The sequence below is a fragment of the Paracoccus subflavus genome (assembly GCF_004310345.1).
In the GTDB taxonomy this organism is placed as follows: Bacteria; Pseudomonadota; Alphaproteobacteria; order Rhodobacterales; family Rhodobacteraceae; genus Paracoccus; species Paracoccus subflavus.
Genome location: NZ_SISK01000008.1, coordinates 15,291 through 26,894 on the forward strand (window position 1 = coordinate 15,291; position 11,604 = coordinate 26,894).

The 11,604-nt window shown below is 67.3% G+C and carries 11 protein-coding genes; 8 read left to right on the forward strand and 3 right to left on the reverse strand.

Annotated features, from left to right (window positions below; all coding sequences use genetic code 11):
* Positions 1-18 precede the first annotated feature (18 nt).
* Both EYE42_RS11125 and EYE42_RS11130 read left to right on the forward strand, forming a co-directional pair.
* The gene (locus EYE42_RS11125) at positions 19-1,596 is read left to right on the forward strand and encodes an FAD/NAD(P)-binding protein (RefSeq protein ID WP_130991406.1); all 1,578 of its coding nucleotides are present in this window, start codon (positions 19-21) and stop codon (positions 1,594-1,596) included.
* A gap of 14 nt (positions 1,597-1,610) precedes the next feature.
* Positions 1,611-2,081, forward strand: a complete 471-nt coding sequence (locus tag EYE42_RS11130; protein ID WP_130991407.1) for a DUF1810 domain-containing protein — start codon at positions 1,611-1,613, stop codon at positions 2,079-2,081.
* On the opposite strand, the gene EYE42_RS11135 is transcribed toward EYE42_RS11130, so the two are convergent.
* Both EYE42_RS11135 and EYE42_RS11140 read right to left on the reverse strand, forming a co-directional pair.
* Complete coding sequence (locus EYE42_RS11135) at positions 2,072-4,597, reverse strand: ABC transporter permease (RefSeq protein WP_130991408.1); 2,526 nt, start codon at positions 4,595-4,597, stop codon at positions 2,072-2,074. The genes EYE42_RS11130 and EYE42_RS11135 overlap by 10 nt on opposite strands.
* Positions 4,594-5,292 carry an ABC transporter ATP-binding protein gene (locus EYE42_RS11140; protein ID WP_130991409.1) on the reverse strand — a complete coding sequence of 233 codons (699 nt, stop codon included), beginning with the start codon at positions 5,290-5,292 and terminating at the stop codon, positions 4,594-4,596. Before EYE42_RS11140 ends, EYE42_RS11135 begins: the two co-directional genes overlap by 4 nt.
* On the opposite strand from EYE42_RS11140, the gene EYE42_RS11145 reads away from it, so the two are divergent.
* Positions 5,291-6,010 (forward strand): arylesterase, encoded by a 720-nt coding sequence (locus tag EYE42_RS11145; RefSeq protein WP_130991410.1) that lies wholly within the window; start codon positions 5,291-5,293, stop codon positions 6,008-6,010. The two genes, EYE42_RS11140 and EYE42_RS11145, sit on opposite strands and share 2 nt — an antisense overlap.
* Here EYE42_RS11145 and EYE42_RS11150 read toward each other — a convergent pair.
* Positions 5,991-6,668: a ceramidase domain-containing protein gene (locus tag EYE42_RS11150; protein WP_130991411.1), complete on the reverse strand. Its 678-nt coding sequence runs from the start codon at positions 6,666-6,668 to the stop codon at positions 5,991-5,993. The two genes, EYE42_RS11145 and EYE42_RS11150, sit on opposite strands and share 20 nt — an antisense overlap.
* A gap of 254 nt (positions 6,669-6,922) precedes the next feature.
* Between EYE42_RS11150 and mntR the strand changes: the two genes are divergently transcribed.
* The 5 genes from mntR to EYE42_RS11175 all read left to right on the forward strand — a co-directional run bounded on the left by mntR (position 6,923) and on the right by EYE42_RS11175 (position 11,604).
* The gene (mntR, locus tag EYE42_RS11155; protein WP_130991412.1) at positions 6,923-7,378 is read left to right on the forward strand and encodes a manganese-binding transcriptional regulator MntR; all 456 of its coding nucleotides are present in this window, start codon (positions 6,923-6,925) and stop codon (positions 7,376-7,378) included.
* Positions 7,379-7,491: 113 nt separating this feature from the next.
* Complete coding sequence (locus EYE42_RS11160) at positions 7,492-8,463, forward strand: metal ABC transporter solute-binding protein, Zn/Mn family (protein ID WP_130991413.1); 972 nt, start codon at positions 7,492-7,494, stop codon at positions 8,461-8,463.
* A complete protein-coding gene (locus EYE42_RS11165) occupies positions 8,460-9,308 on the forward strand; it encodes a metal ABC transporter ATP-binding protein (protein ID WP_130991414.1) in 849 nt (282 codons plus the stop codon). The genes EYE42_RS11160 and EYE42_RS11165 overlap by 4 nt, the downstream gene beginning before the upstream one ends.
* Before the next feature lie 2 nt (positions 9,309-9,310).
* Positions 9,311-10,456: a metal ABC transporter permease gene (locus EYE42_RS11170; RefSeq protein WP_130991415.1), complete on the forward strand. Its 1,146-nt coding sequence runs from the start codon at positions 9,311-9,313 to the stop codon at positions 10,454-10,456.
* Positions 10,453-11,604, forward strand: coding sequence for a metal ABC transporter permease (locus tag EYE42_RS11175; protein WP_211657930.1), 1,152 nt, complete (start codon positions 10,453-10,455; stop codon positions 11,602-11,604). The genes EYE42_RS11170 and EYE42_RS11175 overlap by 4 nt, the downstream gene beginning before the upstream one ends.

The following is an 11,604-nucleotide window of genomic DNA, read 5'->3' on the forward strand; positions in this document are numbered from 1 at the left end:
GCATTTCTGGAACGATCAATGACCAAGCGGATCGCCATTATCGGCACAGGCCCCACGGGCATCTATACCCTGCAACAGCTTTTGAAGATCGGCGAGCCTTTGGCCGTGATCCTGTTCGAAAAGGGCGAAAAGGCGGGCTACGGGATGCCCTATTCGCCCGAAACGGCCAGCCGGTCGATGCTGGCCAACATCGCCAGCATCGAGATTCCGCCGCTTGTCGAACCCTATCTGGACTGGATGGAGGGCCAGCCGCAGGACAGGCTGCGCGGCTATGGCCTCGACCCCGACGATCTGGACGAACGCCAGTTCACCCCCCGTCTGCTGCTGGGCGAATATTTCCGCGACCAGTTGATGCTGATGGTGGACCGCGGCCGCGCGGCGGGCCACCGCATTGACATTCTGGAAAGCACCGAGGTTCTGGACATTGTTCCGGGACCGGGCGGGCTGCGGGTCAAGGCCTCGGGCGCCGGCAACGACGCCGAGTTCGACCGGGTGATCCTGGCTACGGGACATGATTTCCCCGATGAGGACGGCGATGTCACCTATTTCCCAAGTCCGTGGTCGGGCCTGATCAAGACCGAGATTCCAGCCGCGACGGTGGGCATCATGGGCACCTCTCTCAGTTCCATCGACGCGGCCATGGCGGTGGCGATCCAGCACGGCCGGTTCCGTCGCAAGGGGGACGAACTGCTGTTCGAGACGGGAGCCACCGGCCTGCATGTCACCCTGATGTCGCGCACGGGCATCCTGCCGGAGGCCGACTTCTATTGCCCGATTCCCTACGAGCCGCTGGCGGTGATGACCGACGCCGCCGTGGCGGCCTGTGCGCGGGCCGACCGCCCTCTGGATGCCCTGTTCGACCTGTTCCGGGCCGAGATCATGGGCGCCGATCCCGCCTTCGCCCTGCGCATCGGACTGGGAGGTCTTGATGCCGACAGCTTCGCCCAAGCCTATTTCGCCGACCGGAAAACCGCCGACCCGTTCCGATGGGCCAGGAAAAATCTGGACGAGGTCGAATACAACAAGACCCATCGCATCACCGTGCCCTGGCGCTATGCCATCCTGCGCATGCACGAAAAGGTCGAGGACATGGTGGCCGACCTGCCAGATCAGGACCGCGAGCGGTTCGAGAAGGGGCTGAAAAAGGTCTTTGTGGACAATTATGCCGCCGTGCCGTCGAAATCGATCCGCCGCCTTCTGGCCCTGCGCGATGCGGGCGTGCTGTCGGTCCTGGCCCTGGGCGAGGATTACGAGCTGATCCGCGAGCCTGACCGGACGGTGATCCGGACCGCCGACCGCCAGCATGTCTTTGACGTGTTCATCGACGCGCGGGGACAAAAGGCGCTTGGCAGCGCGGATCTGACCTTTCCCACCCTGCGCGACGCCCTGCTGGCCGAGGGTCTGGACATTCCCGAGGTGGCCGAGGATTACAGCCTGCTCGCGCCCGATGCCTTTCGCGGGCGGGTGACGCTGGCCTCGATCCCCTATCTGATGCACGACCGGCCCTTCGTGCAGGGCATCACCGCCTGCGCAGACATCGCCGAGGCCATCGCACGCGGCATCGCGACGCGCCGGCGCCGCAGGCTTGTGTCCTGAAAAAGGGGGGGGCCATGGAGCCGTCCGACGATCCCGCTTCGCTTGAGCGTTTTGTCTTTGCCCAGCGGCGCAGCTATGACACGGCGCTGACCGAACTGCGGGGGGGCCGGAAGCAGAGCCACTGGATGTGGTACGTCTTTCCACAGCTTCGCGGCCTTGGACGGTCGGAAATGTCATGGCACTACGGCATCGCCGACCTGGACGAGGCCCGCTCGTATCTGGCCCATCCCGTGCTTGGCCCCCGGCTGGCCGAATGCGGGGCGGCGGTTCTGGCCCATGCGGGCACGCCTGCCGAGGCGATCATGGGGTCGGTCGATGCGGGCAAGCTGCGGTCCTCGATGACGCTGTTTGCCGCCATCGAGGGGGCGCCGCCGGTTTTCGACCGGATTCTCGATCAGTTTTATGGCGGGCGGCGCTGTCCCCGGACGCTGGACAGGATCGGAAAATCACAGCGCGACGAGGACAACCCCCGCCGTCAATCCTGAGCCCGAAGCACGCGGGCAGGCCGCGCCGACAGCGGGCGCAGGGCGAATGCCAGGCCTGCGGCAAGCGTTGCCAGCGTCCCGCCCAGGACGATCAGCAGGGCTGATCCGGGGGCAAAGCGGTAATCCAGTTCCATCACCTGCGTCAGCACGGCCCAGCCGGCAAGTGCTGCGACGGCCACGGCCACAAGCCCCGCCGCCGCCCCCATCAGCGCGGACCGCAGGGCAAAGCTGGCCAGCACCCGGCCCCGCGTGGCCCCCAGGGTCTTCAGCACCGCGGCCTCGAAGACGCGGGCACGTTCCCCCGCCGCCGCCGCGCCGATCAGCACGACAAATCCCGTTGCCAGCGTCGCCAGGGCCGCCACGCGGGTGGCCGAGGCAAGCGCGGCCATGGCCTCGGCCACCCGCGCGGCCACCTCGCGCACGCCGACCGCCGTGACATTGGGAAAGGCGTTCGACACCGCGCGCATGATCCGCCCCTCGGACTCGGGGTCGGCATGGACGGTGGCAATATAGGTATGGGGGGCCGATTGCAGGCTGGCTGCGTCGAAGATCATCACGAAGCCGATGCCGCCGCTGCGGAAATCGAGCTGCCGGAAATTGGCGATGGTGCCGGTGATGTCGCGGCCCAGGATGTTGACGGTGATCCGGTCGCCCAGGCTCAGGCCCAGTTCGGCCGCCTCCTCGGCGCCAAAGCTGATCTGCGGCTCGCCCGCATGGTCGGGCGCCCACCAGTCGCCTGCGGTCAGAACGGTGCCGTCCGGCGGGGCGGCGGCATAGCTGACGCCGCGATCGCCGTGCAGCACCCAGTGATCCCCCCATTCCCGCGCCGGAACGTCGTTGATCGCCGTGATGATGCCCCGCAGAGAGGGGGCGGTTTCCACCTGGCCGACCCCCGGATCGGACGCCATTTCGTCAAGAAATCCAGGCAACTGGTCCGGCTGGATGTCGATGAAAAAGAAGGCAGGCGCGCGTTCGGGCAATTCGGCGGCGATGGCGCGGCGCAGGTTGGTGTCGATCTGGCCGACCGAGGCCAGAACGGACAGTCCCAAGCCCAGCGACAGCACCACGGCCGTCACGCCTTCGCGCGGGTTGCCCACCGCCGCAACGGCCAGCCGCAGCGCGGTTCGGCCGCGCAATGCCGGATGACGGGCCAGCCGCCTTGCCAGCCGGCGCAGGCCAATCGCCGCCAGCCACAACGCTCCCAGGGCAAGCATCACCCCCGCCGTGGTCCACAGGGCCAGCCGGGGGACCGAGGCGAGCCCCGCGGCCGCCCCCACCAGCGTCGCCAGCGACACGATCAGCACCGCCAGATAGACCCCCCGCGGCCTGGCACGCGACCCGGCCCCGATGCCGCGATACAGCGCCGCCGCCCGGACGCGTTCCACCTGGGCCAAGGGCAGCAAGGTAAAGATCAGCGCGGTCAGCAGGCCATAGAGCGCGGCTTCGGCCAAGGGGGCGGGATAAAGGCCGAATTCCGCGGGGATCGGCAGGCGGGCCTGCAAAAGCGGCGCGGCGGCCAGCGGAACCAGGCCCCCCAGCAACAGCCCCGCCGCCACCCCCAGCAGGGTCAGGATGCCGACCTGAAGGAAATAGATTGCAAAGATCGTCCCCCCTTCGGCCCCAAGGGTCTTGAGGGTGGCGATCACCGGGGTCTTGCCTTCCAGATAGCTGCGCACGGCCGCCGACACGCCCACCCCGCCGACGGCAAGGCCCGCAAGACCCACCAGCACCAGAAACGATCCCAGCCGGTCCACAAAGACTTCGACCCCCGGGGCGCCGCGGCGGCTGTCGCGCCAGCGCATCCCGGCATCCTCGAAGGCGGCGGTTGCGGCCACGCGCATGTCGTCCAGGCTGTCTCCGGGCCGCAGCGTCACCCGATAGCTGGTTTCATAGAGCGTCCCCTCGGCCAACAGCCCGGAATTGGCCAGGCCCTGCGTGGCAACAAGCGTGCGCGGCCCCAGGCCGAAGGTGCCGCCCACCGCGTCGGGTTCGCGGGTCAGCGCCGCCATCAGCACGAAATCCTGTATGCCCAGCCGGAACCGGTCGCCGGGCGCAAGACCCAGCCGGTCCATCAGCACCGGGTCCATGGCGGCGCCCGGCAGGCCGTCCTGCCCGGCCAGAACCTCGGTCACCGGCATCGGCGGGTCGAACACGGCCTGACCATACAGCGGCCAGTTGCCGTCCACGCCCTTGACCTGCGTCAGGGCACGTTCGGCATCCTCTCCGCCGCCTGCCACGGCCATGGACCGGAAATCGACCACCTCGGACACCTGTTCCGCGCGGGCGTCGATCCAGGCCCGTTCGTCATCGGTGGCAAAACGATAGGTCAGCCGCAGATCTGCATCGCCGCCCAGCAGGGCCGCGCCCTCGCGGGACAGGCCCGTCTCGATCGCCGCCCGGACCGAGCCGACGGCGGCGATGGCGCCCACCCCCAGGGCCAGGCACAAAAGAAAGATCCAGAAGCCTGCCAGCCCGCCGCGCAGCTCGCGCCGGGCCATGCGCCAGGCGGCGGTCATGATGCGGCCCGGCGCAGGCGGTCCTCGCCCTCGATGCGGCCATCGCGCAGGCGCAGCACCCGGTCGCAGCGCGCGGCCAGATCCGCGGCATGGGTGACAAGAACCAGCGTGGTGCCGTGCCGGTCGCGCAGGCCGAACATCAGGTCCATGATCGCTTTGCCGCTGGCCCCGTCCAGGTTGCCGGTGGGTTCGTCCGCCAAAAGGATCGCGGGCCGGGGCGCGGCGGCACGGGCCAGGGCCACGCGCTGCTGTTCGCCCCCGGACATCTGCGCGGGGTAATGATCCATCCGCGCGCCCAGGCCCACGGCGCGCAATTCGGTGGCGGCGCGGTCGAATACGTCATCCTGCCCGGCCAGTTCCAGCGGGGTGGCGACGTTTTCCAGGGCGGTCATGGTAGGGATCAGGTGAAAGGACTGGAACACCACCCCCATGCGGCCCCGGCGGAACCTGGCCAGGGCATCCTCGTCCAGATTGGTCAGGTCGTGGCCAAGCGCCCGGACGGTGCCGCCCGTTGCCTGTTCCAGCCCGCCCATCAGCATCAGCAACGAGGATTTCCCCGATCCCGAAGGTCCGACCAGCCCCAGCGTCTCGCCCCGGTGGACATCCAGGGAAATGCCCCTCAAGATCGCCACCGGCCCGGCATTGCCGTGCAGGGTCAGGTCCACATCACTCAGCGACAAAACCGGATCGGTCATGAACATCGTCCCCGAAAACCTGCGTTCATTGGCATCTAGGCCCTGGCGCCGCGCGAACAACCCGCGATGGCGCGACATTTTCACCGTCGCGGTTCTGGCCGCCGCCCCTGCCGCGGCTTGCGCCGAAGAACCGCTGAGGCTTGTGGCGCTTGGGGATTCGCTGACACAGGGCTATGGCCTGCCGCAGGATCAGGGCCTTGTGCCGCAGTTGCAGGACTGGCTGCGAAAGGCGGGCCATGACGTCATCGTGATCAACGCAGGCGTCAGCGGCGACACCACGGCGGGGGGATTGTCGCGGCTGGACTGGACTTTGGCCGACAGGCCCGACGCGATGATCGTGGCGCTTGGCGGCAATGACCTGTTGCGCGGGATCGACCCGGCCGTAAGCCGCGCCAACCTGGACGCGATCCTGACCCGGCTGGATGCCGAGGGCGTGCCCGCCATGCTGGTCGGCCTGCCCGCGCCGGGCAATTACGGCCCCGAATTTCAGCGCGATTTCCAGGCCATGTATCCCGAACTGGCGGAAACGCATGATGCCGCCCTGTATCCCGACCTGCTGGCCCCGATTGCCCGCAAATACGCCACCGGCCAGGACTATGCAGACCTGATGCAGGAGGACCGCCTGCACCCGAGCGCGGCAGGCGTTACCGCCATCGTCGAGGCGATGGGACCGGCCGTGGCCGGATGGCTGGAGGAGGTCAGGGCGCCGGCCGACTGACCCCGGCGGTCTGCCGGGACAGGACATGGCGATACCAGACCTCGATCATCCAGGCCAGCATGGCGGCATTCAGCAGATGCCACAGGAAATGCGTGCCCGTGGGGATCGTCTCGCACAAGGGTTCGTCCAGCGTGCGAAAGATCAGCGACAGGATCAGGATGGCGGCCCCGACGGCCAGGCCCCGGGCGGTTTCTGGCGCCCGTCCGTGCAGCAGCCCCGCATAGATCAGGATCAGCAGCGGCACCGGGGCATAGCTGGCCGAGGAGCCGATGCCGGGGATGGTGGCGAACAGCGGCACCGTCAGCATGGCATAGGGAATGAACCCCGCCGTCACGACCCCCGCCAGCAAGGGCCGCAGGTGCAGGAAATCCCGCGATGCGGCAAAGACGTAGATCAGGATGAAAGCCACGATGGGCAGCACGTCCATCAGGCTTGTCAGCGGATTGGCATGGGTGTGGAACAGCCACGACCCGATGCCGATCACGAACAGCACCGCTGTCAGCAGCCGCCCGGTGGGCAGAGCGTGGGGACGGTGGCGCAGCCCGATCCACACCGCAGCCAGGATGAAGGCCAGGTTGGTCAGGGCATTCAACGGCTCGGACCAGTAATCGGGGCCGGTGCGTTCGCAATAGGCATCGACGGGGGAAAGCCAGTTCATGCCGTACCTTTCGTCTGACTGGCCGCAGGGCCGACAACAACGCGGGAACCCTGCGGGCTATGTGTCTGCAGTATTTTCTGCCGCCCCCGATACGCTGGTATCATCCGCTGGCAAAGGCTCCTGTCCATCAGGGTGACGAAAATCGGGCCCGCGCGGCAGCCGCCGGTCCGCCACCCTCGGCTTGCCCGATTTTATAGCCTGTGCTATATGTGTGAACGACAAGAAAACATCTTCCCTCCTTGCAGGACCGCCCCATGACCCGCCCGCCTGCCGCCCATCGCCCTGACGAAGGCGTCGATGCCGAAATCCATGCCGAGGCGCATCACAAGACGCGCGAAGCCCGTCGCACCGAACTGGTCGAGGATTACGTCGAACTGATCGCCGAACTGATCGACCGCGATGGCGAGGCCCGCCAGGTCGAGATCGCCCGCCGACTGGGGGTGGCCCAGCCGACCGTGGCCAAGATGCTGAAACGGTTGTCCGAGGACGGCCTGGTGCATCAACGGCCCTATCGCGGGATCTTTCTGACCGAAGCCGGGCACCGGCTGGCCGAGGCCTGTCACAGCCGCCACGAGATCGTCGAGGCCTTTCTGCGCGCCATCGGCGTCAGCGATGCGGTCGCCCGTCACGATGCCGAGGGGATCGAGCATCACGTCAGCCAGGAAACGCTGGACGCCTTTGCCCGTCATGTCGCAGCGCAAGTGAATTGAGAAAAGGCCGCTGCTGGCCCTTGCCTGACAAAGGATGGCCGTCTATCTTAGCCCATGCTATGTTCGTTAGTCTCGTCGCAATTGCAAAAAGGACCGTTGCAGTGAAGCCTGGAATGTCTGCTGTCCTTGTCTTGGGAATGTTGTCTGCCCTGTCCGCTCCGTCGTTTGCCCAATCAGAGCCTGTCAGGGTTGTTACGACCATCGGCATGATCGGGGATGCGGTCGAAAATGTCGGCGGGGACTGCGTCGACCTGACCACCATCATGGGCCCCGGCGTCGACCCGCATCTTTATCAGGCCCGACCCGCCGATGTCCGCAGTCTTCAGACGGCCGACGTGATCCTGTATTCGGGCTATTTCCTGGAAGGCCGCCTGGGCGAGGTGCTGGACAAGTTCGGCGAGCAGAAACCCACCGTTGCCGTGTCGCCCGCGTCGATCCCCCGCGAGGATCTGATCGCGACGCAGGATTCCTATGGCGTCGATCCGCATCTTTGGATGGATGTCGGGCTGTGGTCTCGGATCGTGCCGACGACCGCCGAGGTTCTGGCCCAGGCGCGCCCTGACTGCGAGGCCCGGTTCAGGACCAATGCCCAGGCTTATCGCGAACAGTTGCTGGCCCTGGACGGCTGGGTCCGCGAGGCCGTCGCCTCGATCCCGGAAGGGCAGCGCACGCTGGTCACGGCCCATGACGCCTTTGCCTATTACGGCCGCGCCTACGGGATCGAGGTCGCCGGCATCCAGGGCATCAGCACCCAGGCCGAGGCCAGCATTGCCGACATCCGCGCCACCGCCGACCTGATCGCGACCAAGGGCGTGCCCGCGGTCTTTGTGGAAAGCACCGTCAATCCCCGGACCATCCAGGCTGTCATCGATGCCGTCCGACAGCGCGGGGCCGAGGTCGAGATCGGCGGCGAACTGTTTTCCGATGCCATGGGCGAAGAAGGCACGGCCGGCGGTACCTATGTGGGCATGATCGTCGGAAATACCCGCACCATCGTCCAGGCGCTTGGCGGAACCGTGCCCGACTTGCCCCCGGCGCTTGCCGGATGGGCGGCGCAATGGAGCCTGGCGGGGGCCGAGGGATGACCGCCGCACCGTTTGTCCCGGCCGTGGCCGATCGGAAAGGGGCCGCCGTGCCCGACCGCCTGCACGAGCCGCAGCTTGCCCTGCATGTCGAGGATCTGACCGTCAGCTATGACAGCAAGCCGGTCCTGTGGGACATCGACATCGACATTCCGCCGGGCGTCATGGCCGCAGTGGTGGGACCGAACGGTGCGGGCAAGAGCACCTTCATCAAGTCGGTCCTGGGTCTTGTCCGGCCCACGGCGGGGCATGTCCGGATCTTCGGGCGGCCGTACGGCATGCAGCGGCGGCGTGTCGGCTATGTGCCGCAGCGGTCCTCGGTCGATTGGGATTTCCCGACCACGGCCCTGGATGTGGTCGGCATGGGGCTTTACGGGCGGCTGGGATGGCTGCGCCGCCCCGGTCGGCGCGAACGCGACGAGGCGCGGCACGCCCTGGAACAGGTGGGGATGCAGGATTTCGCCCACCGCCAGATCAGCCAGCTTTCGGGCGGCCAGCAGCAGCGGGTTTTTCTGGCCCGCGCACTGGTCCAGCAGGCGGACCTGTATTTCCTGGACGAACCCATGGCCGGGGTGGATGCCACGACCGAACGGGCCATCGTGGACATCCTCCACCGCCTGCGCGCCCAGGGCAAGACGCTGGTCGTGGTGCATCATGACCTGCAAACCGTGCGGTCCTATTTCGACTGGATGGTCATTCTGAACATCCGCGCCATCGCGCAGGGGCCGGTGTCCCAGGTCTATACCGCCGAAAACCTGCGCAAGGCCTATGGCGGCCAGATCGCCCTGATCGAACATGAATCCTTTGGCGGGTCCGGCGCGACGGCCCAGACCCTTGGCGGGGGCTGAAGATGCTGGCGCTGCTGGCCGATTCGACCATCCGCACGGTCGCCCTGGGCGCGGCGCTGCTGGGAATCTCCAGCGGCGTGCTGGGCTGTTTCGCCGTGCTGCGGCGGCAAAGCCTGCTGGGCGACACGCTGGCCCATGCGGCGCTGCCGGGCGTCTGCCTGGGGTTCCTGATTGCGGGATCGCGCGATCTTGGCAGCATCATGCTGGGCGCCCTGGCGACCGGCGCCGCCGCCGCCCTGGCGGTGCTGCTTCTGACCCGGACCAGCCGGCTCAAGACCGATGCCGCCCTGGGCATCGCGCTCAGCCTGTTTTTCGCGCTTGGCGTCGTTCTGCTGACCTTTATCCAGGGCCGGGGAAATAGCGCACAGGGAGGCCTGGACTCTTTTCTGTTCGGGCAGGCCGCGGCCATGCTGCGCAGCGATCTGTGGATCATGGGCGCGATCACCGCGGCGGCTCTGGCCCTGGTGGCGATTTTCTGGAAGGAATTCAAGCTGGCGTCCTTCGATCCGGGCTTCGCGGCCTCGCTGGGTCTGCCGGTTCTGGCGCTCGAGGCGGCGATGACGGCCATGGTGGCCCTGGCGGTCGTGGTGGGATTGCAGATGGTGGGGGTCGTGCTGATGACCGCCATGATCATCGCCCCCGCCACCGCCGCACGGCAGTGGACGCGCAGCCTGGGGGCCATGGTGGTGCTGTCGGCGCTGTTCGGAACGCTGGCCGGGGTGACGGGGGCGGTGATCAGCGCGGCCAGCCGGGGGCTGTCCACGGGGCCGCTGATCGTGCTGGCGATTTCCGCCATCGTCTTTCTGTCGCTGCTGGCCGCGCCCGGCCGCGGTCTGGCCTGGGCCGCCCTGCGGCACTGGCGGAACCGTCGCAATCTGGAGTCGCAGCAGGTTCTGGCCACGCTGTATCGCATGGCGGCGGAACACGGCGACCGCCGCCACCCGGTCGAGCTGGGGACGCTTGACACCTTCCATGGCACCCCGACCCGCCGCGCGCTGTCGCGACTGGAGCGTCAGGGCCTGGTCCGCCCGGTCCGTCACGAACCCGAACGGACCCCGCATTGGGAACTGACGCCCCAGGGGCTTGCCCAGGCGCGTCGGCTGCTGACCGACACGGGCGGCGATAGGGACGGGGAGGAGATGTCGTGATCCAGGCGTTCTTTGCCAACACCACGTTCATGATCGTGCTGACGGGAATGCTGGTCGGCTGTGCCTCGGCCCTGGTCGGCACCTTTCTGGTGCTGCGCGGCAACAGCATGTTGTCGGATTCCATCAGCCATTCGATCATCCTGGGCATCGTGACCGTCTGGCTGGTGACGGGCGCGCAGGCCGGTCCCCTGCAGATCGCCGGCGCCGCGCTGACCGGGGTGCTGACCGTCTTTCTGACGGAACTGCTGTCGGGGACCAGACGGGTCAAACACGACGCCGCCATCGGCTTGGTGTTTCCGGCGCTGTTTTCCGTCGGCGTGCTGCTGTTGAACCTGTATGCGCGCGACATCCATATCGATCAGCATACGGTGCTGCTGGGGGAAATCGGTTTCGTCTGGCTGGACACCCTGGTCCTGATGGGGGTCGAGATACCGCGGGCCGTGCTGTGGATGACCGTGATGACGGTTCTGAACCTGCTGTTCGTCACGCTGTTCTTCAAGGAACTGAAGATCACCACATTCGATCCTGCCTTGGCCGCAGCCCTGGGGTTCGCGCCGACGGTCCTGTTCTATGCGCTGCTGTTTCTGACAAGCGCCACGGCGGTGGCGGCCTTTGACGCGGTGGGGGCGGTGCTGTTCATCGCCTTTGTTATCGTGCCCCCGTCCGCGGCCTATCTGCTGACCGACCGGCTGTGGGTGATGCTGGTTCTTGGCGTCCTGATCGCGATCGCCTCCAGCATCGGGGGCTATGCCGCCGCGGTGATGCTGGACGTGTCGATCGGCGGCATGATGGCGATGGTGACGGGCCTGTTCCTGATGCTCGCCTATCTGTTCGGCCCGCGCTATGGCATCATCGCCCGCAGCCATCGCCGGCGTCAGGAACGGGAAACCAATGCCCTGCGCACCGTCGCGATCCATCTTTATTCGCACGAAGGAACGCCGGGACAGCAGGCCGAAAACGTGGCCCTTGCGCTGGAAACGCATCTGGGCTGGCCGGCCCTGCGCGCCCGCGAAGTGCTTGCCCAGGGGATCACCCGCGACCTGATCGCCCGGCAGGGCGATCTGCTGGTGCTGACCCCCAAGGGCCGCGCCACCGCCCGCGCGATCCTGGAACCCTGGCGCAACGCCGCCGCCGGTCCGGACGGCTGA

Bases quoted from the DNA above. Each gene is read 5' to 3' on its own strand.
- EYE42_RS11130 (WP_130991407.1), top strand. From the start codon at position 1,611: ATGGAGCCGTCCGACGATCCCGCTTCGCTTGAGCGTTTTGTCTTTGCC.
- EYE42_RS11145 (WP_130991410.1), top strand. From the start codon at position 5,291: ATGAACATCGTCCCCGAAAACCTGCGTTCATTGGCATCTAGGCCCTGG.
- EYE42_RS11140 (WP_130991409.1), bottom strand. From the start codon at position 5,292: ATGACCGATCCGGTTTTGTCGCTGAGTGATGTGGACCTGACCCTGCAC.
- EYE42_RS11150 (WP_130991411.1), bottom strand. From the start codon at position 6,668: ATGAACTGGCTTTCCCCCGTCGATGCCTATTGCGAACGCACCGGCCCC.
- EYE42_RS11160 (WP_130991413.1), top strand. From the start codon at position 7,492: ATGTCTGCTGTCCTTGTCTTGGGAATGTTGTCTGCCCTGTCCGCTCCG.
- EYE42_RS11135 (WP_130991408.1), bottom strand. From the start codon at position 4,597: ATGACCGCCGCCTGGCGCATGGCCCGGCGCGAGCTGCGCGGCGGGCTG.
- EYE42_RS11165 (WP_130991414.1), top strand. From the start codon at position 8,460: ATGACCGCCGCACCGTTTGTCCCGGCCGTGGCCGATCGGAAAGGGGCC.
- EYE42_RS11125 (WP_130991406.1), top strand. From the start codon at position 19: ATGACCAAGCGGATCGCCATTATCGGCACAGGCCCCACGGGCATCTAT.
- mntR (WP_130991412.1), top strand. From the start codon at position 6,923: ATGACCCGCCCGCCTGCCGCCCATCGCCCTGACGAAGGCGTCGATGCC.
- EYE42_RS11170 (WP_130991415.1), top strand. From the start codon at position 9,311: ATGCTGGCGCTGCTGGCCGATTCGACCATCCGCACGGTCGCCCTGGGC.